Here is a 22,959-nt window from a genome sequence, read left to right on the forward strand (position 1 = left end):
TCCCTGAATGAAATTAGCCTGATTTTGGTTATAAAAATATGATAAATATCAGCCCTCACTTGGCTACGTTCACCGATCGTGTTTCACGGATTACGGTAACCTTTACTTGACCTGGATAGGTCATATCGGTCTGTATTTTTTGTGAGATTTCGAAAGAAAGTTCAGCTGCCTTGTCATCGTTCACTTTTTCGCTTTCTACAATAACACGTAGTTCCCTCCCTGCTTGAATGGCGTAGGCTTTCTGCACCCCATTGAAACCGAAGGCGATATCCTCCAAATCCTTCAAACGTTGAATATAAGAGTCCAAAACCTGCCTTCTTGCGCCAGGGCGAGCACCGCTGATAGCATCACAAACCTGAACGATCGGGGATATTAAAGTGGTCATTTCAATTTCATCGTGGTGAGCTCCGATTGCATTGCAAACCTCATCTTTTTCACCATATTTCTGCGCCCATTGCATCCCCAAGATGGCGTGTGGGGTTTCCACCTCCACTTCGGCCATGGGCACTTTACCAATATCGTGAAGCAATCCGGCTCTTTTGGCGAGTTTAGGGTTAAGACCCAGTTCGGCGGCCATTACCCCACAAAGTTTGGCAACCTCTCTGGAGTGTTGCAATAAGTTTTGTCCGTAGGAAGAACGATATTTCATTCGGCCCACTGCTTTGATCAATTCCGGATGCAATCCATGGATGCCTAAATCGATTACGGTACGTTTTCCTATCTCTGCTATTTCTTCGTTGATTTGCTTCTCGGTCTTCTTCACTACCTCCTCGATACGGGCAGGGTGAATTCTTCCATCGGTCACCAGTCTGTGCAAGGACAAACGTGCCACTTCCCTTCTAACGGAATCAAAGCAGGACAGTATAATGGCCTCGGGGGTATCATCCACAATAATCTCAACCCCTGTAGCGGATTCCAAAGCACGGATATTTCTACCTTCACGCCCGATAATCCGTCCTTTTACGTCATCGGACTCCAAGTTGAAGACGGAGACACAGTTTTCCACCGCTTCTTCGGTACCGATACGTTGTATGGTATTGACCACGATTTTTCGGGCCTCTTGTTGTGCGGTAAGCTTTGCTTCTTCCAAAGTATTTTGCAGGTACGCCATAGCATCGCTTTTGGCAGTTTCCTTTAAAGACTCGAGCAACTGTGCCTTGGCATCCTCTGCAGAAAGTCCGGATATGACTTCCAACTGCTGCACTTGGCTCTTATGGAGTTTTTCAACTTCGGATTGTTTTTTATCGAGTATCTCGCTTTTGTACTCGACCTCTTTTATCTTTTGTTGAAATTGATCGTTCAGCTTTTTGTTCTTGGCCAATTCACTGCTCACTTGGGATTCTTTGTCCCTTGTACGTTTTTCGGCATCGGCAATTTTTTTATCCTTGTTGATAATGACCTTCTCATGCTCTGCCTTTAGTTCCAAAAACTTCTCCTTGGCCTGAAAAATCTTATCTTTTTTAATGCCCTCACCTTCTTTCTTGGCCTCTTTTATGATATCCGCTGCTTCTCTCTTGGCGTTGGCAATGGTCTTGGATGCCTTGCCCTTCTCCATCATCTTGGCAATTACAAATCCTATTGCCAGCCCCACAACAGCTGCGACAACAATAACTATGATATTATCCATGTTTGCTTATGTTTAGTTAAAAAAAAAGCCCACATCGGAAGAAGTTTTGTACAAACTCCAAAATACAGGTTTAGGGCTAACAGACTGATCAAGGATCCCTATACAAGTAGGGCCTGCTTTTACAACCTAAACTCACCCTTTCTAATTATAATAGTGTTGAGTTTGTCAAAAATTAATTACCAATGTGGGCAGTAACAATATTTTATTTAAAAGAACTTATTCCCCAATTTTGGAATGTACCAATTCGTCCAATGCTCTTAACCGTTGCATCGCAGCATCAGCATTTTCTGACTGGTCTATTCCACCTTGCTCAATTTTTGAAGCAAATTGTAAGGCACACATGGCCAACACATCTTGCTTGTCCCGAACGGCATAGTTTTGCTCAAACTTTTTTGCCAGATTTTCTATGTTCTTGGCTGCTTTCCGCAAGCCTTCCTCCTGTCTTGGATCAATCGTCAAAGGATACACCCTATCTGCAATCGAAAGCTTTATTTTGAGCTTTTCGTCCATAATTTCGGTACCTGTTAATCCGCTAACTTGGCTATGCAAACATCAAGTTCGCGAATCAATGTATTTATTTTGAGCTTAGCTTCTGTTTTACTAGTATTACTACCCAGCATTGTGTTCGCCATTTTCAGGGAATCATATTTTTCTTCCCAATCGCTGAGTGCTTGCTGTTGGATTTTGTTTTCTTCCTTTTGAAGTTCCAATTCCTGTTTTAACTTGGCATTGAGTTGGTGCAACAGCTCCATTTTGTGAAGCAATTTGCTCACCTTGTTCTCCAAAGAATCAACAATCTCAACAAGTTCGCTCATATATGCAAACAACAATACGTACTACACAAAGTTAACTAACCTCGGACAACCTCGCAATACTTTTAAGATTTATTCTTAAAGCGTTGCTTCAAGTCTTAAGCGGTTCTCTTAAATGCTTTTATCAAAACAAAACATTGGTTACTTTCGTAGGGAATTATTGATTTTTATATGCGCCGCAACTTTTTTTTAGTCCTTTTTTTTATTGCACTACACTTATCTGCCCAGAAAAAATACCCTCAAAACGAATTCCGTGCTCCTTTGGACATTCCCTTGGTTTTGGCGGGGACTTTTGGCGAGCTCCGCTCCAACCATTTCCATGCCGGAATGGATATCAAAACCCAACAACGCGAAGGGCTGCCTGTTTTTGCCATCGACGATGGTGCGGTGACGCGGATCAAAGTCTCAAATTGGGGGTATGGAAAAGCATTGTACGTTGCGCATCCTAATGGATACACCTCGGTATATGCACACCTTAAAAAGTTTGGACCAGAGATAGAGGAGTACGTAAAGAAAGTACAGTACGAAAAGCAATCCTACGAAGTGGAAATGTTTCCGGATTACGGTGAACTCAAAGTAACCAAAGGAAGTACCATTGCCTACTCTGGCAACACGGGCAGTTCAGCCGGTCCGCACCTTCATTTTGAGATACGAAACAGCGTAAACGGAAAACCCACCAACCCACTGCTCTATGGGTATGAGGTTAGGGATGCCACGGACCCAAGCTTGTTGGGACTTTATGGATATCCATTGTCCAATGATGCTTTAATCAACCAGAGCGCTGAAAAAATCCAGTTGAACTATACGCGGCAGCCTGATGGCTCGTATTTGGCCGACAAGGTCACTGCAATCGGCACCATTGGCTTCGGCATCAATACCTTTGATCGTTTAGATATGGCCGCAAACAAAAATGGTGTTTATGCCATAAAGCAATCGGTAAATGGCAGGGTATATTCCGAATTCGATTTTGAGTCCTTCTCCTTTGGGGAGACACGTTATATTAACACCCTGATCGATTACGCCCATTTTTACGACCACAGACAACGCATCCAAAAATGTTTTAAAGAACCCTACAACCATCTAAACATCTACAAGGCACTTTATAACGATGGCAAAATAAAAGTGAGAGAAGGGATGTCCTACAATGTGGAATTGCTTATTTCTGATTTGGCCGGAAACACCACAAAACTCATCATTCCCGTCGAAGGAAAGAAAGAAGAGACGAAAATCGGTAAAAAAGACAAAACCACCGATAATTATTTGATTGCTGAAAAACCAAACAACTTTGATCTGGGTGCCGCAAAAGTTTATTTTCCGGCCAGTACCTTTTATGAAGACTTTTTCATTAAGCTGGAAAAAGGGAGCGACACCATAACCATTCACGATAACAGCGTGGCCGCACATCGAAATTTCACCATAAGCTTCGACCCTTCAAAATACTCGGTAGCCGACAGAAAGCAACTGTTTATTGCCCATTTGGACAGTAGAGCTCGACCTTCGTACTCCAAAACCTATAAACGAGACGGTTCTTTTACCACCCGCACCCGTACATTGGGCACCTACACTTTGGTGAAGGACAGTATCGCACCGGAAATAAGGCCCAAGAACTTTAAGGAAAAACAGTGGTTGAGCAATTACAGTTACCTGAGCCTGACCATAACGGACGACCTTAGTGGTATAGACTCCTATTCAGCTACCTTGAACGGCAAATGGATCTTAATGGAGTATGAGCCAAAAACAAACACGATAACCTACGATTTTGGAGATAAGGTGGTCAACGAAACGGAATGTGAGCTAAAAGTTACAGTTACGGACAATGTGGGCAACTCTTCAACTTATGTAGCAACATTTTTCAGGAAATAGCCCTATTTTTGCACTCGAAAAAGCGTCCACAACTTTAAACGGTCTGTTTTTTGTGTTATTCTAAGAGTCAACCAATCATCCAAAACAACATCGTCCAAGATTTAGTAAATGTTGCATTAAAAATTGATTCATGAAAAAAATTGTCTTTGCCCTTGTTCTTTTTGCTTCAACGTTCGCAATGGCGCAGAAAAATATTTATGAGAGCATACGGTTTGATGAATACACCGAAGACCATGAGGTATTGGCCATTGTTCCCTTTATAGCGCATTTGGAACTCAAAAAAGCAGTGGACAGGGACGAACTGAGCATATTGGCGGAAAAAGAAGGATATGCAGTACAGAACGCCTTGGAAACCTATTTCTCCAAGCGAAAAAAACGTAAAAAGTTCAATGTGGATTTCCAAAATATAATGAACACCAATGCCATATTGGCCCAAAACAATATTAACTACGAAAACATCGATACCTATACCACCCAGGAGTTATGTGAAATTTTGGACGTTGATGGAATCATTAGTGGCAATCTTAATCTCAACATTCTACTTTCCAAAGGCGTGCCCACCGATTTCAGTATTTTGGACTATTTTAGCGGGAATGCCAACTACGGAAGAATCGGCGTTAAAATAAGTGATGGCGAAACCGGAAAATTGCTTTGGAAGTACGAGAACGAAATTTCCAAGAAAACAGGTAAAAACACCATGGAGCTCATTGATAAAATGATGAAGACCGCCACCCGAAAATTCCCTTACGATAGGGAAAAAAGAAGAGACAGGAATTAATTAACTGTTCGCGAACTCTTTTAAAACTTCAACCACATAGTCAAGCTCTTCTTTGGTGTTGTACATGGAAAAAGAGAAGCGCAAACTTGGCTTTTCAAGTTCCTCGCCAGATAAAATCTCGTTGAGTACGTGGGAGCCTTGATTGCTTCCGGATTGGCAAGCACTTCCTTTGGAGCAGGCAATGCCCTTCATATCCAAATGGAACAAAAGCATCAACCCTTTTTGTTTATCGAACGGTAAGCGGATATTGGTCAGAGTATAGGTACTTTTTTCCAAATCTCCAGAAAGCCCATTGCATTGAGCTCCCGGAATTTCTTCCAACACCTTGTCCACAAAATATTTTTTAAGACTTTTTACCGTTTCAATTTCTTCGTCCAGGTGCTCGTAAGATTTTACAAAGGCCTCTTCCAGCCCGACTATATTGTGAAAAGGCTCCGTACCCGCCCTAAAGCCTCTTTCCTGTGACCCACCAACAATCATTGGCCTAAGTCCAGAATTTTTTCTGATAAATGCAAAACCAATTCCTTTGGGACCATGGAACTTATGGGCCGCAGCAGTCATAAAATCAATGTTTATCGCTTGTACGTCCCAGGGGTAATGACCTATGGACTGAACGGTATCAGAATGAAAAAGTGCATCGTTCAACTTACAAAGCTCACCAACAGCTGCAATATCCGTGATGTTGCCAATCTCATTGTTCACATGCATTAAACTTACCAATTTTTTGGAGTCATCATTTTGGAGCAATTGCTCCAGATGTTCAAGGTTGGGATTGCCAAATTCATCCAAATCCACATAAAGCAATTGGATGTTGTACTCTTTTTCGAGTTCTTCAACCGTATGCAGTACGGCGTGGTGTTCAATTTTGGAAGTGATAATGGTCTCAACCCCCAAATCCCTCACGGCACAACGTAAAATCATATTGTCGGCCTCAGTTCCGCCCGAAGTAAAAATAATTTCAGAAGCTTGTGCATTCAAGGTTTTAGCAATGGTCTTTCTTGCTTGCTCTACAGCGGTTTTTGCAGATCTTCCAAAGCTATGTGTAGAAGAGGGGTTACCGTACTGCTGTGCAAGGGCTTCTTGCATTCGCTTGATTACTTCTTCCCTTACCTGCGTTGTCGCAGCATTGTCCAAATACACTTTTTGCATGGTTGAGTTCACTTTTTAACAGGTGCAAAAATACAGGAAATAAAGTTAATTTCTTTTAAAGTACACTTTAGTATTGGCATAATAAAAAGGATTTGCGTTAAATTTGGCGCATGAGAAAATGTATCTTTTCAATGCTTACTTTGGTTCTGCTCTTTTCTTGCAGCGACGGTGATCTACAAATTGAAACTATTGATTTTGATAGTGTTTCCCTTCAATATTGCGCTGCCCCGGTCAGAAACGCAAAAAACCTGATGTTCAAAATAAATGAGAGCGAAGCCCTTATTTTAGAACTTCAAAGTGGCGCTCTTAACAACGGCGTTGTTGGGGAAACGGTTACTACGGAAAGTACCGTTCCCAGTCAGTCACAAGTCACATACCGGGTTTTTTCCGACGCTGTGAACAATGCTTATTTCTGCGATGATATTCCTGTAGTAAGTCCTACGGTGATTGATGAAGTTATTGCTGAGGACGGTCTGGTGATTATTGAAACGATTGTAGACCCTGAGGATGAGACGATTTTCGTCCATACCATAAGTTTGAGCGGCATTTCCTTTGTTACGGGCAACGGAGAGCGTATCACCAATTTGGCAATCAGCGAATTTGGCGAGGTAACCACTGCTATTCCCAACTAGCTATTCTGAAAAATATAAACTTCGGTTGCTCCGAGACCGTATTTTTGATAATCGGCATCGTAAAATTTCACATTGTCGTACCTATTGAACAAATAGTGGAGCTCTTCTTTTAAAACACCTTCGCCCACGCCGTGTATAAACACCACTCTTTGGATACGCTTTCGCATGGCAAAATCCAACTGTCTTTTGGCTGTGTCCAACTGAATGTTGAGGATATCGTAATTGCTCATTCCTCTGCTGGACTTTACCAATTGATGTATGTGCAGGTCCACTTCCATTTTGGGAGCACTGCGTTCCTTGGGTTTTACGGTTGGTGTTTTTCTCCGTTTGGGGAGTTCCTTTTGCTTTTTAACTTGGTCAGCTTCATAATTGCTCACCGAAATATCCCCCTCAATTTTAACCAGATCGCTGATGGAATACTGCATCGGAAAGCCATCTTCGGTAATCAAGGTGACCCTGTTTCCGTCCACTTTTTGTACAATGCCCGCAATTGCCTCGTCCAATACTTCTGCCCTATCTCCAATAGAAAATTTGCCCATAATTAGTTTTTGCGGTAAAAAATGATGTAAAAAATAAACTTGAATACAAAAATAATAGTATTTTTCGGTCGCTACAGACTATGATGCAACTAACACCGACCATAACCGCCATTAATTTAGAAGATTATATGCTGCCCTGTCTCAACAAGCAGCTACTGGGCCTGGATTGCCCTGGTTGTGGGCTGCAACGTTCGGTTGATTTGTTATTGCACGGTGAGTTTGTGGCCGCTTTTCAAATGTATCCGGCTATTTATCCGATATTGATATTGCTTTCTTTTTTGATCACGAGCAGTTTTGTGCAATTCAAATACTCCCGACAAATCAAGTTGGCTTTGATGCTGATGACAGCTGGTACAGTCATCATAAGTTACATCTTGAAAATGAATAACCTTTTTTAATCAAAAACTTAAAATTATGGAACAACAAAAACTTCCAAACGCAACATTGATCCTGGTATTCGGTATCATTTCAATCGTAACCTGCTGCTGTTACGGAGTAATTGGACTAATATTTGGGGTGATTGGACTAATATTGGCCAACAAGGCCATGAAGCTATATGCTGAAAACCCAGAAATCTATGAAGGCTTACAAACGGTAAAAACTGGTAGAATACTATCCATTATCGGTATTGTTCTTAACGTAATTTACTTGTTGTTGTCTATCTGGGCCATTTCTAAATTTGGTTGGGACACCCTTCAAGACCCACAAAGAATGCAGGAAATTCTTGAACAATATCAATAAGAAAATCATATGAGCCAACAACCCTTACCCGGGGCAAGCACAGTGTTGACAATGGGGATACTCTCCATTGTCGGTACTTTGTTCTGCTGTGGTCCTTTTGGGGCCATCTTCAGCATTATTGGATTGGTAAAAGCGAAGACCGCTGACCAACTATATCGAGAAAGCCCAGAAAATTACACGGATTACAGCAATGTAAAAACCGGCAAAATCCTTTCCTATATTGGATTGGCTTTGTCACTTATTTCCTTGGTGTTCGTAATTCTTTACTTTGGATTTATAATAGCGGCAATTACAACAGGAGAGTTGAGTGGCGAATTTTAATTCGCCACTTCACTTATAAATTTTAGTCGGTACAAACGGAGTTCTTCATCTTCGTAGTCACCATCAAATTCATCAACGGCAGCAGAAATGGAATCCGAATCCGCTTCCAAAAAGTAGTCGTGTATTTCTTCTTGTTGATCCTCGTCAAGGATTTCATCTATCCAATAACCGATGTTCAACTTGGTACCGCTAAATACAATTTGTTCCATCTCCCTGATCAATTCGGGCAGTTCCAATCCTTTGGCAGAAGCAATATCGTCCAATGCCAATTTTCTGTCCACGCTTTGAATCACATATAGTTTTAAGCCGGAATTGGCCCCTGTACTTTTTACTACAAGATCGTCCGGTCTTACAATATCATTTTCCTCCACATATTTGGAAATCAAATCCACAAAGGCTTTTCCATATTTTTTTGCTTTTCCCTCTCCCACCCCTTGAATATTGAGAAGCTCTTGCATGGTAACGGGATATTTTAGGGACATATCCTCCAAAGATGGGTCTTGGAAAACCACAAATGGCGGTACTTCTCTTTTTTGCGCCTCTTTTTTTCGGAGATCTTTAAGCAATCTCAATAAATTCTCATCGGCAACAGCACCATTGGATTTTTCTGCAATGACAATATTACCCGTATCCTCTTTGGAATATACATGGTCTTTCGTCATCATAAAAGATTTTGGGTTTTCCATGTATTTTTTTCCCAAATCGGTCAAGTGAAGAATTCCGTATCGCTCAATTTCCTTTTTTAGAAGACCGGCAACCAAAACTTGTCTGGCCAAGGCCATCCAAAATTCCTTGTCATGGTCCTTGCCTATGCCAAAAAAACTTTTTTCATCCGTTTTATGAGAGGATATCATAGCATTGGTCTTACCGATCAAAACCCTGACAATTTCTTTGGTCTTAAATTTTTCGTTGGTATCCCTTACGACACTCAAAAGCTTGACCACCTGTTCCTTTGCTTCTTCTTTGGGTTTAGGGTTTCTGGCATTATCGTCCATATCCGCCCCCTCACCGTTTACCTCATCAAAATCTTCGCCGAAGTAATGTAGTATAAATTTTCTACGGGACATGGACGTCTCAGCATAGGCCACAATTTCTTGTAGCAATGCATTTCCAATTTCTTGTTCCGCCACGGGCTTGCCAGACATAAACTTTTCCAGCTTTTCCACATCCTTGTAAGCATAGTAGGCCAAACAATGACCTTCGCCCCCATCCCTTCCTGCTCGTCCGGTTTCCTGGTAATAGCTTTCAATACTTTTGGGAATATCGTGGTGGATCACAAAACGCACATCAGGTTTGTCTATTCCCATTCCAAAGGCAATTGTGGCCACGACCACATCAACCTCTTCCATCAAGAACATATCCTGATATTTGGAACGGGTCTTGGCATCAAACCCAGCGTGATAGGGAACGGCACTAACACCATTCACCTGCAGTACTTGAGCCAGTTCTTCAACCCTTTTACGGCTCAAACAATATATAATCCCTGACTTTCCTTGGTTCTGCTTTACAAAACGAATGATATCGGCATCGACATCCTTGGTTTTGGGACGTACTTCGTAAAATAAATTGGGGCGGTTGAACGATGCCTTGAAGACTTTAGCATCCGTCATACCCAAATTTTTAATAATATCTTCTTGTACCTTGGGTGTTGCCGTGGCGGTAAGCCCGATAATGGGAATGTTGTCGCCCAACCTATTGATGATGCCGCGAAGATTTCGATACTCCGGTCTAAAATCGTGCCCCCATTCGGAGATACAGTGAGCCTCATCAACCGCAACAAAGGAAAGCTTCACTTTCTTAAGAAAATCTACGTTTTCCTCCTTGGTTAAAGATTCGGGGGCTACGTACAATAATTTGGTCACCCCATTGGCAATATCTTGTTTCACCTGTTTTACCTCGGTTTTGGTCAAAGAAGAGTTTAATACATGTGCAATGCCATGTTCCTCGGATATGCCGCGTATGGCATCCACTTGGTTTTTCATTAATGCGATCAAGGGTGAAACAATGATCGCGGTCCCCTCCTCCATAAGCGCGGGCAATTGATAGCACAAGGATTTCCCCCCTCCCGTGGGCATTATCACAAAGGTATCGTTGCCACTAAGTATATTTTGAATTACACCTTCTTGTAATCCTTTAAACTTTGAGAAACCAAAATATTTTTTGAGCGAGGAATGCAAATCAGTGTTTGTTAGGCTCATTTCCGCATTTTTCAATTTATAACAAGCAGCCTAAAAGGCAGTTAAAGCTTTCATATTTACCTTTCTTGTACAGATGAATGTATTCTCACTTCCATAATAGTCTGTAAAAGATAGTTTGATTAGTTTTGTAATCTTAAATATAACACATTCTTTTAGGAATACAATCAGTAAATCGGTTTATTACTTTTTAATACTTTGAGCGACATACAATCAATATTAGCCATTGCAAAACGGACCCTTGAAATCGAGAGCAAGGCCGTAGCCCATTTGATTGGCCTTTTGGATGATCAATTTGCGCATGCCGTACAACATATTTTGGAATCCGACGGAAGAGTCATTGTTTCGGGCGTTGGCAAGAGTGCCATTGTAGCATCAAAAATTGTAGCGACATTGAACTCTACGGGAACCCCGGCCATTTTTATGCATGCCGCAGATGCCATTCATGGCGATTTGGGCACCATTCAACAAAACGACGTGGTGATTTGCCTATCCCAAAGCGGAAACACTCCCGAGATCAAAGCTTTGCTTCCTTTGATTAAATCAGGAAATCACAAACTTATCGGTATTACAGGCAATATGGACTCCGTATTGGCCAAACAGGCCGATTTTGTCCTGAACACCTATGTGGAAAAAGAGGCTTGCCCCAATAATTTGGCACCTACCACAAGTACCTCCGCGCAAATGTCCATGGGCGATGCCCTTGCGATAAGTCTTTTGGAACTCAAAGGATTCAGCAGTTCTGACTTTGCCAAGTATCACCCTGGTGGAGCTTTGGGAAAGAAGCTATATTTGCGCGTCGCCGATATTGTGGTTAAGAATCAAAAACCCCAAGTCGATATCAATGCGGACATTAAAGAGGTGATCATGGAAATATCCGAAAAAATGTTGGGTGTTACCGCTGTGCTGGATCAGGGTAAAGTGGTTGGCATTGTAACCGATGGCGACGTGAGAAGAATGTTGAGTAAATACGATAATATAAGTGGACTGACCGCCAGAGATATCATGACCTCCAATCCCAAAACAATAGATACGGATACTTTGGCCGTAAAGGCTTTAAAACTATTGCAAGAAAAGAGCATATCTCAATTGTTGGCCTTTGACGGTGAAACCTATGCAGGAGTGGTCCACATCCATAACCTTATAAACGAGGGAATCCTATAATGGCAAAAAAAGAGAGAAAAAGCCCGGATGAAATGTCCTTTTTGGACCATTTGGAAGAATTGCGTTGGCATTTGGTACGCTCCACCTTGGCAGTTGTAATCATTGCCTGTGTGGCCTTTGCATTCAAGGGCTTTATTTTTGATACGATTTTATTTGGTCCTAAAAATATGGACTTTCCCACCTATCAGTTCTTCTGCAACATTGGAAAGTTTTTCGGGATAGACTCGGAATTTTGTGGGGACTCCTTACCGTTCACCATCCAGAGTAGATTAATGGCAGGACAGTTCTCCGCACACATCTGGACTTCCATTTGGGCAGGGGTAATTCTTGGATTCCCCTATATTCTGTGGGAATTGTGGAAATTCATCAGTCCTGGACTTTACGAGAACGAAAGGAAACATTCCAGAGGATTCATTATTACGGCATCGGGATTGTTTTTCCTTGGTGTATTGTTCGGATACTATGTGGTAGCTCCATTGTCCATCAACTTTTTGGGGTCGTACCAAGTAAGTAAAGAAGTATTGAACGAAATCGATTTGGCATCCTACGTGGGAACAGTAAGGGCATCCGTTATTGCCTGTGGTATCATGTTTGAGTTGCCGATCATTATTTTTTTCCTGACCAAAGTTGGACTGGTAACCCCGGAAATTCTTAAGAAATACCGAAAAATAGCCTTGGTAATTATTCTGATTCTATCCGCGATCATTACACCTCCGGATGTGACCAGTCAAATATTAGTATGCATACCCGTGCTTATTTTGTATCAGGTGAGCATATATATTTCCAAAATGGTAGTTAAAAACGAAGCTAAAAAAGAGAAAGCCAGAAACAATGCCAAATAAAGTAGAAGAGTTCAATGCCTATCGTGCAAAGATGAACGATAAGCTGCTTGCAGAGAACAACAAGCTCATAAAACGTATTTTCAACCTGGACACCAACGCCTTTATGGAAGGTGCCTTGGATGTCAAAACCAAAGAATTATTGGGATTGGTCGCCTCTGCGGTACTCCGTTGCGACGACTGTGTAAAGTACCATTTGGAAAGCTCCAAAGAAGCTGGCGCTGATAAAAAAGAGGTAATGGAAACCCTTGGCATCGCCACTTTGGTGGGCGGAACCATTGTAATACCCCATTTGCGACGCGCCTACGAGTATTGGGAAGATTTGGAGGAAAGCGAAGCTTAAAAAAAACCAAAAGACCATACAGCAGAAAAAGAATATGTTTAGTTTTGGCAAGTTCCTATGAAGCTACGCGCAGAAAACATAATGAAGGCCTATCGTGGGCGAAAAGTTGTTAAAGGCATTTCCCTTGAAGTAAATCAAGGGGAAATTGTTGGTCTTTTGGGGCCCAATGGAGCGGGTAAAACCACTTCGTTCTATATGATTGTAGGCTTGATAAAACCCAATAGCGGAAATATTTACTTGGATGGCACCAACATTACCAGTTTCCCTATGTACAAAAGGGCACAGCACGGTATTGGCTATTTGGCGCAAGAAGCATCCGTTTTCCGAAAACTGAGCATAGAAAAAAATATCCTCAGCGTGTTGCAGCTTACTAATTTGAGTAAAAAGGAACAACATATGAAGATGGAGTCCCTCATCGATGAGTTTGGTCTGGGACATATTCGCAAAAACCGAGGAGACCTACTCTCCGGTGGTGAGCGCCGCCGCACCGAAATTGCGCGCGCTTTAGCCACCGACCCTAAATTTATATTGTTGGATGAACCGTTTGCCGGGGTTGACCCGGTAGCCGTGGAGGACATTCAGCGCATTGTGGCCCAGTTGAAGAACAAAAACATTGGTATTTTGATTACCGACCACAACGTTCAAGAAACTCTGGCCATTACCGAAAGATCTTACTTAATGTTCGAAGGTGGCATCCTAAAAGCAGGGATTCCCGAAGAACTCGCTATGGATGAAATGGTAAGAAAAGTGTATCTAGGGCAAAACTTTGAGCTACGAAAAAAGAAGCTGGATTTTTAAAACTACTTTTCCGAAGGCATCAGCAAAGAAGCCAAAACATAAAAGAGAATTATCACAGGTATTGCCAAAAAACGCAGCGTTAGCAGCATTACCAAGCTTCCGATAATGAACAAGTAACGAATTCCATTGTCCTTAAAGCTTTTATTTTTGAATTTCAAGGCAAATAGTTTGATGGGAGAGTTCAACAAGTAAGAGCTCAAAACCGTCAAAAACACTAAAAACCAAGGATTTAGGATGATGTTGTTCAGCTCTTCGTTGTTATGGTACAGAAGAATCATGGGCAACGACAAAATCATAAGTGCATTGGCCGGTGTTGGCAGCCCTATAAATGAGGATACCTGATTTTCATCTACATTAAACTTGGCCAATCGGTAGGCCGAAGCCAGTGTTATAGCAAAACCAACAAAAGGCAACAGGGTAATCTCTGCATCGTGACCAATAAAACCAAGATTCCATCCACCTCGTTCGGCCATGCTCAACAATTGAAACATCACCACTCCCGGTACCAAACCGCTGGTAATTACATCTGCTAAGGAATCCAGTTGTATCCCAATTTCACTTTGTACATTAAGTGCCCTAGCTGCGAGACCATCAAAAAAGTCAAAGAAAATCCCGATAAACACAAAAAGTGCGGCCCATTCCAAATGATTCAGCACTGCAAACACCGTCGCAACACAGCCGCTCAACACATTGAGCAAGGTTAAAAAATTGGGAATATAGGACTTCATACAATTAAGATTTCCGTAAAAATAAAGGAAAAATTAAACTGTGGGCAACGTATGGCAGACCGAGTCGTTTTTATTCTGATATTTGCTTTGATAAAAATCAGAATGAGACGAAAGCTCCATCTATTATTTTTTTTCTTGATTATCGGGAAATTCCTTTTTTCCCAAGCCCCAGAACTTACCGAAAATTCAAAGATAAGCTTGCTTACCTGTGCAGCGGGTGACGAACTCTATTCCGCTTTCGGGCACACAGCTTTCCGTGTACAGGACCCATCACTTGGTATTGATGTGGTCTACAATTACGGTACTTTCGATTTCAATCAACCTAACTTTTATTTGAACTTCACCAAAGGTAGAATGATATATTCCCTTTCCCGGAGAAATTTTGAAACCTTCCTTTACGAATACGAACTGGAAAAAAGATGGGTGAAAGAACAGATTTTGGACCTTAATCTGGAACAACGCAATCAGCTCCTTGCCTTTTTTGAAGAAAACTATCTGCCACAAAATCGGGATTACCCCTATGACCCTCTATTGAACAACTGCTCCAGCATTACTGGCGATATTTTAAAAGAACAATTTGGAGATGCCGTTGTTTTTGACGACTCCCATCTCGAAAAACGATACACCTTCCGCCAATTGGTGCGTCAGTTTATGGATGTGAATACTTGGTCCATGTTTGGGATTGACTTGGCTTTTGGGTCACCAGTTGACAGAAAGGCCACCGTTCTGGAACATATATTTTTGCCCTATTATGCCATGGAGCAGATGCGAAACACCACATTGGATGGAGCTCCTTTGGTAAAGCGAGAACGCACCATTTTGGATTACAGCGAACACACGCAACAAAGTTTTTTTCCGCTATCACCATTATTTTGGTTCATTTTGCTATTGGCTTTCACTGGAATCATCACCTATTTTGATTACAAACACAAAGCACGTAGCCGTTGGCTGGACTTTTCGCTGTTGTTTATAACAGGTTTTGCGGGAACCTTCCTGTTCTTGCTTTGGGTAGCGGCCGATCACACCTCTACCCCGTACAACTACAATATTTTATGGGCATTCCCCATAAATATCATAGTTGCCTTTGCCCTGGTAGTTCAAGATAAGGTGCCACAATGGGTTTCAAAATATTTATGGTACGCCTTGGTGTTGATCGGCATAGTGTTATTGCTTTGGATAATTAAGGTCCAGATTTTTTCTCCTGTGCTTATTCCGTTACTTTTGACCCTGGCTATCCGATACCTGTACATGATCAAGTATTCCAAACTATAGGCTGGCGCACAAACAACACCCATGAACTTATTAACGGTCGAAAACATATCAAAATCGTATGGGGAGCTGGTGCTCTTCTCCGATATTTCTTTTGGAATCAATAAAGACCAAAAGATTGCCCTTATTGCCAAAAACGGAAGTGGTAAAACGTCCATTCTCAACATTATGGCAGGTAAAGATACCTCCGAGACAGGCCAAGTAACCACCCGAAAAGGTATCAAGATTTCATTTTTGGAGCAAGAACCCAATTTGAACCCCAATTTGACGATTGAGGAGACCATTTTTGCCACCGACAGTGAAATACTAAAAGTGATTTCCGCTTACGAAAAAGCCGTGGAGAATCCAGAGGATACCGATCAATACCAAAAGGCTTTTGAGGCCATGGAGCGCCACAATGCCTGGGATTTTGAAACGCAATACAAACAAATCCTTTTTCAATTACAGCTTTCCAAACTCGATGCCAAAGTGAGTACGCTTTCGGGCGGACAAAAAAAACGATTGGCCTTGGCCAATGCCTTGCTCAACAAACCCGATTTGTTGATTCTGGATGAGCCCACCAACCATTTGGACCTTGAAATGATCGAATGGCTGGAAGCTCACTTTGCCAAAGAAAATATCACCTTGTTTATGGTCACGCACGACCGTTATTTTTTGGACAGGGTATGCAATGAAATTTTGGAGCTGGACAACAATCAACTGTTCACCTACAAGGGAAACTACTCCTATTATTTAAGCGAAAAGGAGGCCCGAATGGAGCGTGAAGCGGTAGAACAGCAAAAATCTAAAATGCTGTACAAAAAGGAACTGGATTGGATGCGGAGACAACCCAAGGCCCGTACCACAAAATCCAAATCCCGTATTGATGATTTTGCTGAAATAAAAGCACGTGCCCACCAGCGTCGCCAAGAGCATGAGGTGCAACTGGAACTGAACATGGAACGCTTGGGAAGCAAGATTTTGGAATTGCACAATGTTTCAAAATCCTATGGGGACAAAACCATATTGGATAAGTTCGATTACAACTTCACCAAAGGTGAACGGATCGGAATCATCGGGAAAAACGGAACAGGAAAATCCACGTTTCTGAATATCCTCACACAACAGGAAGCTATTGAAGGGGGCAAGGTTGTGGTTGGCGATACCGTAAAATTTGGATACTACACCCAAAAGGGAATTCCTGTCAAGGAGGGCCAAAAAGTAATTGATGTTATTCGAGAGTACGGAGATTACATTCCATTAAAAAAAGGACGTCAAATCTCTGCGCAACAATTATTGGAGCGTTTTCTTTTTGACCGTAAAAAACAATATGATTTTGTTGAAAAACTAAGTGGTGGCGAACGCAAGCGTTTGTACTTGTGTACCGTACTGATTCAAAACCCCAATTTCCTTATTCTGGATGAGCCCACCAACGATCTGGACATTGTTACCTTGAACGTACTGGAAAGTTTCTTGTTGGATTTTCCAGGATGTTTGATCGTGGTCTCCCACGACCGCTATTTTATGGATAAAATTGTGGATCATTTGTTTGTCTTCAGAGGTGAAGGGATTGTAGAGGACTTTCCGGGCAACTACTCCGATTACCGGGTTTACGAGAATAGTAAAGTACTTGAGGAAAGGGAGAATAAGACCCCTTCTTCAGAAAAAACCGAAAATACTTGGAGGGACACCAGTGGAGGCAAACTTTCCTATGCAGAGCAAAAAGAATACAAACAACTGGAAAAGGACATCAAAAAATTGGAAGAGAAAAAAGGAGTGCTCCAAAGCAAATTCACAGATCCAGAATTGGATGGGGATCAAATTGCAGATCTGTCCATTGAACTAAAAGAAATCACGGACGCCATTGAAGAAAAAACAGAGCGCTGGTTCGAACTTTCTTCCATTATTGAAGGCTAAACAATGTGGTTTCGGTTTGTTTCATATCTAAAGTTTCTGGCCAAATCCACCAATCAACACGGGGTTCACTCCCCTTTTGTGTTCAGTTATGTGACCCAATGCCTCTATTCCAAAAAAAGGCTTCACAAGAACAAAAGCATCAATTTGCTGCTCAAGACCATTTCGTATTTCAATTTTGATGGTGTTTCGGTACATAATAAATCTATCAGGGAATTGGTAAAACAAAATTTTCCCGAGGTACAGTTTGATAAAAACACTGTTGACCTCCTTTTTATAAACGAATTGAGTGCTTCCAGCTTTGAAAAAATACTTTCCGAAGGAAAATTGCACAACGATAGTCTTATTCTGATCGATTCAATTTATGCCAATCAACAAAATTTGGAACAATGGAACCAGTTGATTGCCCTACCAGAGGTTACGGTAAGCATCGATATGTATTATTGCGGACTTATTTCCATTAGAAGGGAGCAGGTAAAGGAACATTTCAGGATTCGGATTTAAAGCGGTAATTTTAGGTTATGGAAAATATAGCATCAGATAACACCATTTGGTATGTATTGGCCGTTTTGGGGCTCATTTATTTAATTATCTTGTTCAGAAACAGAAAAGCAACAAAGCGAAGAAAGTCCCGAAAGTTTATGGAGGGCAAAAGACAACACGATAAAAACAATAAACAATGAGCAATGTACAGTAATCATTATGAAATTAACAATGACATTCCAAAATTCTGTAAACAGCCATTACGGATAATTGTTAATTGATTATTGAACATTGATAACTGACACTATGAAGATATATACCAAAACGGGAGATAAGGGCACTACATCGTTATTTACGGGCACCCGTGTCCCAAAGCACCACGCACGTATAGAAAGTTACGGCACCATTGATGAGCTCAATTCCCATTTAGGGCTTTTGCGTGACCAGGATATGGACAAGCACAGCAAAAAAACGCTCGCCTTGATCCAAGAAAAACTTTTTACGGTAGGTTCCATATTGGCCACAGAGCCCAAAAAGGACAATAGACTCAAAATTCCAAGAATCAGTTCTGAGGATATAGCGCTTTTGGAGCAGGAAATGGACCAAATGAACGAAGATCTTCCGGAAATGACACATTTTATCCTTCCGGGAGGACACACCACCGTGTCATACTGTCATATCGCCAGAACGGTTTGTAGGCGTGGAGAGCGTATGATTTCGTATCTGCATGAAAATGAGCCTGTACCGGACAATGTGCTTTCCTATATCAACCGTCTTTCCGATTATTTATTTGTTCTGGCACGCAAGTTGTCCAAAGATTTAAATGCTCAAGAGGTCAAGTGGATTCCTGAGAAGTTGGACTGACAAAATCGTTTTTTTATCCCAATTGTTTTGTCAACAATAAAATAATTTTTAAATAATTGTGTTTTTACTTGGCAGATTGAGTTTAAAAATTACTTTTGCAAAAAATTTAAAATCAAACCGTTACTATGTACTGGACTTTAGAATTAGCTTCATATTTAAGTGATGCGCCTTGGCCAGCAACCAAAGACGAACTGATAGATTATGCGATTCGAACAGGAGCGCCGTTGGAAGTTGTAGAGAATTTACAATCGATGGAAGAAGAAGGAGGCGAGATATACGAATCCATCGAAGAAATTTGGCCGGATTATCCCACCGAAGAGGATTACCTCTGGAACGAGGATGAATATTAGTTTCAAAAAACAAACCGCGTTAAAAAGTCTCATTTGAGGCTTTTTTTTATGTAATTTTGACAGCCTAGCGAAAGAATTGCATTGGAATCCCATCAATGGAACAGCTTTTGACATTCAATAGAAAAAATATTTCATGAGTTTTATTAATTCCGTACTTAAGGTATTTGTAGGAGATAAATCGGAGAAGGATGTAAAATCGTTACAGCCTTTGGTGAATGAGATAAAATCCTTTGAGAAACAACTAGAAGGATTATCACATGACGAACTGAGAGCAAAAACCGTTGCTTTTAAAGCAAGAATAGCCGAGGACTGCAAGGAAATTAACGATAAGATTGCCGAGCTAAAAGCAGAAGTTGAAAATTCCAACGATATTGACCGTAACGAAGAAATCTACGCTGAAATCGACAAGCTCAACGAAGAAGCCTATACAATTTCTGAAAAAACATTGGAAGATATTCTGCCCGAAGCCTTTGCCGTGGTAAAGGAAACTGCCAAGCGATTTGTTGCCAACGAAACACTTACGGTCACGGCCAGCGAATTCGACAGGGTACTTTCCGGAGACAAAGATTACGTTTCTTTGGACGGAGATAAAGCGGTTTGGCTAAACTCATGGGATGCAGCAGGAAAAGAAGTAACCTGGGACATGGTGCATTACGACGTGCAGCTTATCGGTGGTATTGCCCTGCATCAAGGTAAAATTGCCGAGATGCAAACGGGTGAAGGTAAAACCTTGGTGGCCACGCTCCCACTCTACCTCAATGCCTTGGTAGGAAAAGGAGCTCACTTGGTAACCGTTAACGATTACCTTGCCAAAAGGGACAGTGCTTGGATGGCTCCCATATTTGAATTCCATGGCCTTTCCGTGGACTGTATCGATAAGCACAAACCCAACTCCGATGGAAGAAGGGCCGCTTACAATGCCGATATTACCTACGGAACCAACAACGAATTCGGGTTTGATTACTTGCGGGACAACATGGCGCACACACCAGATGATTTGGTACAGCGCCCCCACCACTACGCCATTGTGGATGAGGTAGATTCCGTGCTTATTGATGATGCCCGTACGCCATTGATCATATCCGGTCCCGTTCCCGAAGGTGACCGCCACGAGTTCAATGAACTCAAGCCACAGGTATCCGACATTGTTCAAAAACAACGTCAACATTTAACAGGTGTTTTGGCCGAGGCCAAAAAACTGATCAAGGAAGGAAACACCAAAGAAGGTGGTTTCTTGTTGCTTCGCGTTCACCGCGGACTACCAAAAAACAAGGCACTCATCAAGTTTTTGAGTGAAGAAGGTGTAAAGCAATTGCTTCAGAAAACCGAAAACTTCTATATGCAGGACAACAATAGGGAAATGCCCAAAGTGGACGAAGACCTGTTGTTTGTGATTGATGAAAAGAACAATCAGATAGAGCTAACCGATAGGGGTGTCGAATATATCTCAACAGACCAGGACAAAGAGTTTTTTGTAATGCCCGATATTGGCAATGAAATAGCCAAAATCGAAAGTCAAGAACTGGACATTGAAAAAGAAGCAGAGCTTAAAGAAGAACTCTTTAAGGATTTCGCCGTAAAAAGCGAGCGTATCCATACAATGACCCAATTGCTAAAAGCCTACACCCTTTTTGAAAAAGATGTGGAGTATGTGGTAATGAACAACAAAGTCATGATCGTGGACGAGCAAACGGGCCGTATTATGGACGGACGTCGTTACTCGGACGGTCTCCACCAAGCCATTGAGGCCAAGGAGAACGTGAAAATCGAGGCGATGACCCAGACGTTCGCAACCGTTACCCTACAGAATTATTTTAGGATGTACAACAAGCTGTCCGGTATGACAGGTACGGCAGTTACGGAAGCAGGCGAATTTTGGGAAATTTATGAGTTGGACGTGATGGAGATTCCAACCAACCGACCCATTGCCCGTGATGATAGGCAAGATTTAATCTACAAGACCAAACGTGAAAAATACAATGCCATCATAGATGAGGTGACTAAAATGTCTCAATCAGGAAGGCCTGTATTGATTGGTACCACATCCGTTGAGGTTTCCGAGCTACTATCCAAATTATTGAGCGTACGCAAGGTTCCCCATAACGTATTGAACGCAAAACTGCATAAAAAAGAAGCCGATATCGTAGCCGAAGCCGGTAAAGGTGGCGTAGTGACCATTGCAACCAACATGGCCGGTAGGGGTACCGATATTAAATTGTCCTCCGATGTTAAGGAAGCCGGTGGTTTGGCCATTATTGGTACGGAGCGCCACGATTCCAGACGTGTGGACAGACAGTTGAGAGGTCGTTCCGGACGTCAGGGAGACCCAGGTAGCTCGCAGTTTTATGTTTCGTTGGAAGATAACCTGATGCGCTTGTTCGGGTCCGACCGTGTCGCCAAAATGATGGACCGCATGGGCTTGGAAGATGGTGAAGTGATCCAGCATTCCATGATGACAAAATCCATTGAGCGTGCACAGAAAAAAGTGGAGGAAAACAACTTCGGTATCCGTAAGCGTTTGCTGGAGTACGATGATGTAATGAACGCCCAACGGGAGGTCATCTACAAAAGAAGAAGACACGCATTGGAAGGTGAGCGCCTAAAAGTGGACATCGCCAATATGATCTATGATACCTGTGAAGCCATTGCCGAGAGCAATAAAATGGCGGATGATTACAAAAATTTTGAGTTCGAGCTCATCAAATACTTCTCCATCACGTCACCCATCAGTGAAGAGGAGTTCAAGAAAATGAGCTTCCAGCAAATCGCGAACAAAATCAATGATGAGGCCTACGATTTCTACAAGCAGAAGATGGAACGTAGCGCAACGGTTGCATTTCAGGTCATCAAAAAGGTATACGAGGATGAGTCCAACAAGTTCGAGCGCATCGTAGTTCCTTTTACGGACGGCATAAAATCCTTGAACGTGGTCACCAACTTGGAAAAGGCCTACAAGTCGGATGGAAAACAGTTGATCACCGATTTTGAGAAAAACATCACTTTAGCTATCATAGATGATTCTTGGAAAACCCACCTGCGCAAAATGGACGAATTGAAACAGTCCGTACAGTTGGCTGTTCACGAACAAAAAGATCCGTTGCTGATCTATAAGTTCGAAGCTTTTGAACTTTTCAAGGAAATGATCGACAAAGTAAATCGTGAAGTAATCTCTTTCCTTTTCAAAGGAGAGTTGCCTTCCGAGAATACGACTCAAATCCAAGAGGCGAGAAATGTTCGCAGACCAAAGGAAAACATACAGACATCTAAAGAAGAAATTCCGAACAGTGATGAATTGGCCGCACAAAATAGGGCTGCTGGCCAAACACAAGGGCAACGCCCTCAGGTAACCGAAACCATTGTTCGTGAAAAACCGAAAATTGGTAGAAATGAAAGGGTTACCATAAAAAATGTAATGTCCGGCGAGAGTAAAACAGTAAAATATAAGCAAGCTGAACCTCTTATAGACAAAGGTGAATGGGTCTTAGTAAACGACTAAACCCCCTCCGCAAAACCCACAAAGTGGCAGTTATTAAAGCTGCCACTTTTTTTATATCAAAAACATAGTTAGATT

Annotated in this window: 24 protein-coding genes and 1 other RNA gene; 17 read left to right on the top strand and 8 right to left on the bottom strand. The window is 41.9% G+C overall.

Annotated elements, in window-relative coordinates:
* Positions 1-55 precede the first annotated feature (55 nt).
* From rny to J4E06_RS00480, 4 genes are all read right to left on the bottom strand, one after another.
* Positions 56-1,627: a ribonuclease Y gene (rny, locus tag J4E06_RS00465; RefSeq protein WP_349522081.1), complete on the bottom strand. Its 1,572-nt coding sequence runs from the start codon at positions 1,625-1,627 to the stop codon at positions 56-58.
* A gap of 52 nt (positions 1,628-1,679) precedes the next feature.
* Positions 1,680-1,789, bottom strand: a non-coding RNA gene (gene ssrS, locus J4E06_RS00470) — 6S RNA.
* A 54-nt stretch (positions 1,790-1,843) separates the two neighbouring features.
* Positions 1,844-2,137 (bottom strand): cell division protein ZapA, encoded by a 294-nt coding sequence (locus tag J4E06_RS00475; RefSeq protein WP_349522082.1) that lies wholly within the window; start codon positions 2,135-2,137, stop codon positions 1,844-1,846.
* 14 nt (positions 2,138-2,151) lie between these two features.
* Positions 2,152-2,442 carry a coiled-coil domain-containing protein gene (locus J4E06_RS00480; RefSeq protein ID WP_349522083.1) on the bottom strand — a complete coding sequence of 97 codons (291 nt, stop codon included), beginning with the start codon at positions 2,440-2,442 and terminating at the stop codon, positions 2,152-2,154.
* Between the two features lie 168 nt (positions 2,443-2,610).
* Between J4E06_RS00480 and J4E06_RS00485 the strand changes: the two genes are divergently transcribed.
* Entirely contained in the window at positions 2,611-4,302 is a 1,692-nt protein-coding gene (locus J4E06_RS00485; protein ID WP_349522084.1) for a M23 family metallopeptidase, read from the top strand.
* Positions 4,303-4,432: 130 nt separating this feature from the next.
* Positions 4,433-5,080 (top strand): hypothetical protein, encoded by a 648-nt coding sequence (locus J4E06_RS00490; protein ID WP_349522086.1) that lies wholly within the window; start codon positions 4,433-4,435, stop codon positions 5,078-5,080.
* Here the strand turns inward: J4E06_RS00490 and J4E06_RS00495 are convergent, their stop codons facing one another.
* Complete coding sequence (locus J4E06_RS00495; protein ID WP_349522087.1) at positions 5,081-6,229, bottom strand: cysteine desulfurase family protein; 1,149 nt, start codon at positions 6,227-6,229, stop codon at positions 5,081-5,083. It abuts the gene before it with no gap.
* A gap of 110 nt (positions 6,230-6,339) precedes the next feature.
* On the opposite strand from J4E06_RS00495, the gene J4E06_RS00500 reads away from it, so the two are divergent.
* Positions 6,340-6,861, top strand: a complete 522-nt coding sequence (locus tag J4E06_RS00500) for a hypothetical protein (protein WP_349522088.1) — start codon at positions 6,340-6,342, stop codon at positions 6,859-6,861.
* Here J4E06_RS00500 and J4E06_RS00505 read toward each other — a convergent pair.
* A complete protein-coding gene (locus J4E06_RS00505) occupies positions 6,858-7,400 on the bottom strand; it encodes a DUF8465 domain-containing protein (protein WP_349522089.1) in 543 nt (180 codons plus the stop codon). The genes J4E06_RS00500 and J4E06_RS00505 overlap by 4 nt on opposite strands.
* Positions 7,401-7,480: 80 nt before the next feature.
* Between J4E06_RS00505 and J4E06_RS00510 the strand changes: the two genes are divergently transcribed.
* Genes J4E06_RS00510 through J4E06_RS00520 form a run of 3 tightly spaced genes read left to right on the top strand, consistent with a single transcriptional unit; the run spans position 7,481 to position 8,462 of the window.
* On the top strand, positions 7,481-7,798 hold the full coding sequence (locus J4E06_RS00510) for a DUF2752 domain-containing protein (RefSeq protein ID WP_349522090.1): 318 nt from the start codon (positions 7,481-7,483) through the stop codon (positions 7,796-7,798).
* Between the two features lie 16 nt (positions 7,799-7,814).
* Positions 7,815-8,141: a CCC motif membrane protein gene (locus J4E06_RS00515; protein WP_349522091.1), complete on the top strand. Its 327-nt coding sequence runs from the start codon at positions 7,815-7,817 to the stop codon at positions 8,139-8,141.
* A gap of 9 nt (positions 8,142-8,150) precedes the next feature.
* The gene (locus tag J4E06_RS00520; protein ID WP_349522092.1) at positions 8,151-8,462 is read left to right on the top strand and encodes a CCC motif membrane protein; all 312 of its coding nucleotides are present in this window, start codon (positions 8,151-8,153) and stop codon (positions 8,460-8,462) included.
* On the opposite strand, the gene recQ is transcribed toward J4E06_RS00520, so the two are convergent.
* Positions 8,459-10,660 (bottom strand): DNA helicase RecQ, encoded by a 2,202-nt coding sequence (gene recQ / locus J4E06_RS00525; RefSeq protein ID WP_349522093.1) that lies wholly within the window; start codon positions 10,658-10,660, stop codon positions 8,459-8,461. The genes J4E06_RS00520 and recQ overlap by 4 nt on opposite strands.
* 195 nt (positions 10,661-10,855) lie before the next feature.
* Between recQ and J4E06_RS00530 the strand changes: the two genes are divergently transcribed.
* The 4 genes from J4E06_RS00530 to lptB are packed head-to-tail and all read left to right on the top strand — an operon-like array spanning position 10,856 to position 13,801.
* Positions 10,856-11,821, top strand: a complete 966-nt coding sequence (locus J4E06_RS00530; protein ID WP_349522094.1) for a KpsF/GutQ family sugar-phosphate isomerase — start codon at positions 10,856-10,858, stop codon at positions 11,819-11,821.
* Positions 11,821-12,663, top strand: a complete 843-nt coding sequence (tatC, locus tag J4E06_RS00535) for a twin-arginine translocase subunit TatC (RefSeq protein ID WP_349522095.1) — start codon at positions 11,821-11,823, stop codon at positions 12,661-12,663. The genes J4E06_RS00530 and tatC overlap by 1 nt, the downstream gene beginning before the upstream one ends.
* The gene (locus tag J4E06_RS00540) at positions 12,653-13,003 is read left to right on the top strand and encodes a carboxymuconolactone decarboxylase family protein (protein ID WP_349522096.1); all 351 of its coding nucleotides are present in this window, start codon (positions 12,653-12,655) and stop codon (positions 13,001-13,003) included. Before tatC ends, J4E06_RS00540 begins: the two co-directional genes overlap by 11 nt.
* Positions 13,004-13,060: 57 nt before the next feature.
* On the top strand, positions 13,061-13,801 hold the full coding sequence (lptB, locus tag J4E06_RS00545; protein ID WP_349522097.1) for an LPS export ABC transporter ATP-binding protein: 741 nt from the start codon (positions 13,061-13,063) through the stop codon (positions 13,799-13,801).
* A 2-nt stretch (positions 13,802-13,803) separates the two neighbouring features.
* On the opposite strand, the gene J4E06_RS00550 is transcribed toward lptB, so the two are convergent.
* Entirely contained in the window at positions 13,804-14,529 is a 726-nt protein-coding gene (locus tag J4E06_RS00550; RefSeq protein WP_349522098.1) for a CDP-alcohol phosphatidyltransferase family protein, read from the bottom strand.
* 102 nt (positions 14,530-14,631) lie between these two features.
* Here J4E06_RS00550 and J4E06_RS00555 point away from each other — a divergent pair, with 102 nt between their 5' ends.
* The 7 genes from J4E06_RS00555 to secA all read left to right on the top strand — a co-directional run bounded on the left by J4E06_RS00555 (position 14,632) and on the right by secA (position 22,884).
* On the top strand, positions 14,632-15,801 hold the full coding sequence (locus J4E06_RS00555) for a lipoprotein N-acyltransferase Lnb domain-containing protein (RefSeq protein WP_349522099.1): 1,170 nt from the start codon (positions 14,632-14,634) through the stop codon (positions 15,799-15,801).
* Between the two features lie 21 nt (positions 15,802-15,822).
* The gene (locus J4E06_RS00560) at positions 15,823-17,694 is read left to right on the top strand and encodes an ABC-F family ATP-binding cassette domain-containing protein (RefSeq protein ID WP_349522100.1); all 1,872 of its coding nucleotides are present in this window, start codon (positions 15,823-15,825) and stop codon (positions 17,692-17,694) included.
* Positions 17,695-17,697: 3 nt separating this feature from the next.
* Positions 17,698-18,195 (top strand): hypothetical protein, encoded by a 498-nt coding sequence (locus tag J4E06_RS00565; RefSeq protein ID WP_349522101.1) that lies wholly within the window; start codon positions 17,698-17,700, stop codon positions 18,193-18,195.
* Between the two features lie 17 nt (positions 18,196-18,212).
* On the top strand, positions 18,213-18,374 hold the full coding sequence (locus tag J4E06_RS00570; protein ID WP_349522102.1) for a hypothetical protein: 162 nt from the start codon (positions 18,213-18,215) through the stop codon (positions 18,372-18,374).
* 106 nt (positions 18,375-18,480) lie between these two features.
* A complete protein-coding gene (locus J4E06_RS00575; RefSeq protein WP_349522103.1) occupies positions 18,481-19,038 on the top strand; it encodes a cob(I)yrinic acid a,c-diamide adenosyltransferase in 558 nt (185 codons plus the stop codon).
* Positions 19,039-19,163: 125 nt separating this feature from the next.
* Entirely contained in the window at positions 19,164-19,388 is a 225-nt protein-coding gene (locus J4E06_RS00580; protein WP_013551418.1) for a DUF2795 domain-containing protein, read from the top strand.
* 133 nt (positions 19,389-19,521) lie between these two features.
* Entirely contained in the window at positions 19,522-22,884 is a 3,363-nt protein-coding gene (secA, locus tag J4E06_RS00585; protein WP_349522104.1) for a preprotein translocase subunit SecA, read from the top strand.
* Positions 22,885-22,959 lie beyond the last annotated feature (75 nt).

Source organism: Allomuricauda sp. NFXS6 (assembly GCF_040148835.1).
Lineage (GTDB): Bacteria > Bacteroidota > Bacteroidia > Flavobacteriales > Flavobacteriaceae > Flagellimonas.

Excerpts from the sequence above, each read along its gene's own strand:
- tatC (WP_349522095.1), top strand. The coding sequence starts at position 11,821 with ATGGCAAAAAAAGAGAGAAAAAGCCCGGATGAAATGTCCTTTTTGGAC.
- J4E06_RS00505 (WP_349522089.1), bottom strand. The coding sequence starts at position 7,400 with ATGGGCAAATTTTCTATTGGAGATAGGGCAGAAGTATTGGACGAGGCA.
- J4E06_RS00580 (WP_013551418.1), top strand. The coding sequence starts at position 19,164 with ATGTACTGGACTTTAGAATTAGCTTCATATTTAAGTGATGCGCCTTGG.
- secA (WP_349522104.1), top strand. The coding sequence starts at position 19,522 with ATGAGTTTTATTAATTCCGTACTTAAGGTATTTGTAGGAGATAAATCG.
- lptB (WP_349522097.1), top strand. The coding sequence starts at position 13,061 with ATGAAGCTACGCGCAGAAAACATAATGAAGGCCTATCGTGGGCGAAAA.
- J4E06_RS00570 (WP_349522102.1), top strand. The coding sequence starts at position 18,213 with ATGGAAAATATAGCATCAGATAACACCATTTGGTATGTATTGGCCGTT.
- J4E06_RS00475 (WP_349522082.1), bottom strand. The coding sequence starts at position 2,137 with ATGGACGAAAAGCTCAAAATAAAGCTTTCGATTGCAGATAGGGTGTAT.
- J4E06_RS00480 (WP_349522083.1), bottom strand. The coding sequence starts at position 2,442 with ATGAGCGAACTTGTTGAGATTGTTGATTCTTTGGAGAACAAGGTGAGC.
- recQ (WP_349522093.1), bottom strand. The coding sequence starts at position 10,660 with ATGAGCCTAACAAACACTGATTTGCATTCCTCGCTCAAAAAATATTTT.
- J4E06_RS00560 (WP_349522100.1), top strand. The coding sequence starts at position 15,823 with ATGAACTTATTAACGGTCGAAAACATATCAAAATCGTATGGGGAGCTG.
- J4E06_RS00555 (WP_349522099.1), top strand. The coding sequence starts at position 14,632 with ATGAGACGAAAGCTCCATCTATTATTTTTTTTCTTGATTATCGGGAAA.
- J4E06_RS00520 (WP_349522092.1), top strand. The coding sequence starts at position 8,151 with ATGAGCCAACAACCCTTACCCGGGGCAAGCACAGTGTTGACAATGGGG.
- rny (WP_349522081.1), bottom strand. The coding sequence starts at position 1,627 with ATGGATAATATCATAGTTATTGTTGTCGCAGCTGTTGTGGGGCTGGCA.
- J4E06_RS00500 (WP_349522088.1), top strand. The coding sequence starts at position 6,340 with ATGAGAAAATGTATCTTTTCAATGCTTACTTTGGTTCTGCTCTTTTCT.
- J4E06_RS00485 (WP_349522084.1), top strand. The coding sequence starts at position 2,611 with ATGCGCCGCAACTTTTTTTTAGTCCTTTTTTTTATTGCACTACACTTA.
- J4E06_RS00550 (WP_349522098.1), bottom strand. The coding sequence starts at position 14,529 with ATGAAGTCCTATATTCCCAATTTTTTAACCTTGCTCAATGTGTTGAGC.
- J4E06_RS00495 (WP_349522087.1), bottom strand. The coding sequence starts at position 6,229 with ATGCAAAAAGTGTATTTGGACAATGCTGCGACAACGCAGGTAAGGGAA.
- J4E06_RS00515 (WP_349522091.1), top strand. The coding sequence starts at position 7,815 with ATGGAACAACAAAAACTTCCAAACGCAACATTGATCCTGGTATTCGGT.
- J4E06_RS00575 (WP_349522103.1), top strand. The coding sequence starts at position 18,481 with ATGAAGATATATACCAAAACGGGAGATAAGGGCACTACATCGTTATTT.
- J4E06_RS00565 (WP_349522101.1), top strand. The coding sequence starts at position 17,698 with ATGTGGTTTCGGTTTGTTTCATATCTAAAGTTTCTGGCCAAATCCACC.
- J4E06_RS00490 (WP_349522086.1), top strand. The coding sequence starts at position 4,433 with ATGAAAAAAATTGTCTTTGCCCTTGTTCTTTTTGCTTCAACGTTCGCA.
- J4E06_RS00510 (WP_349522090.1), top strand. The coding sequence starts at position 7,481 with ATGATGCAACTAACACCGACCATAACCGCCATTAATTTAGAAGATTAT.
- J4E06_RS00540 (WP_349522096.1), top strand. The coding sequence starts at position 12,653 with ATGCCAAATAAAGTAGAAGAGTTCAATGCCTATCGTGCAAAGATGAAC.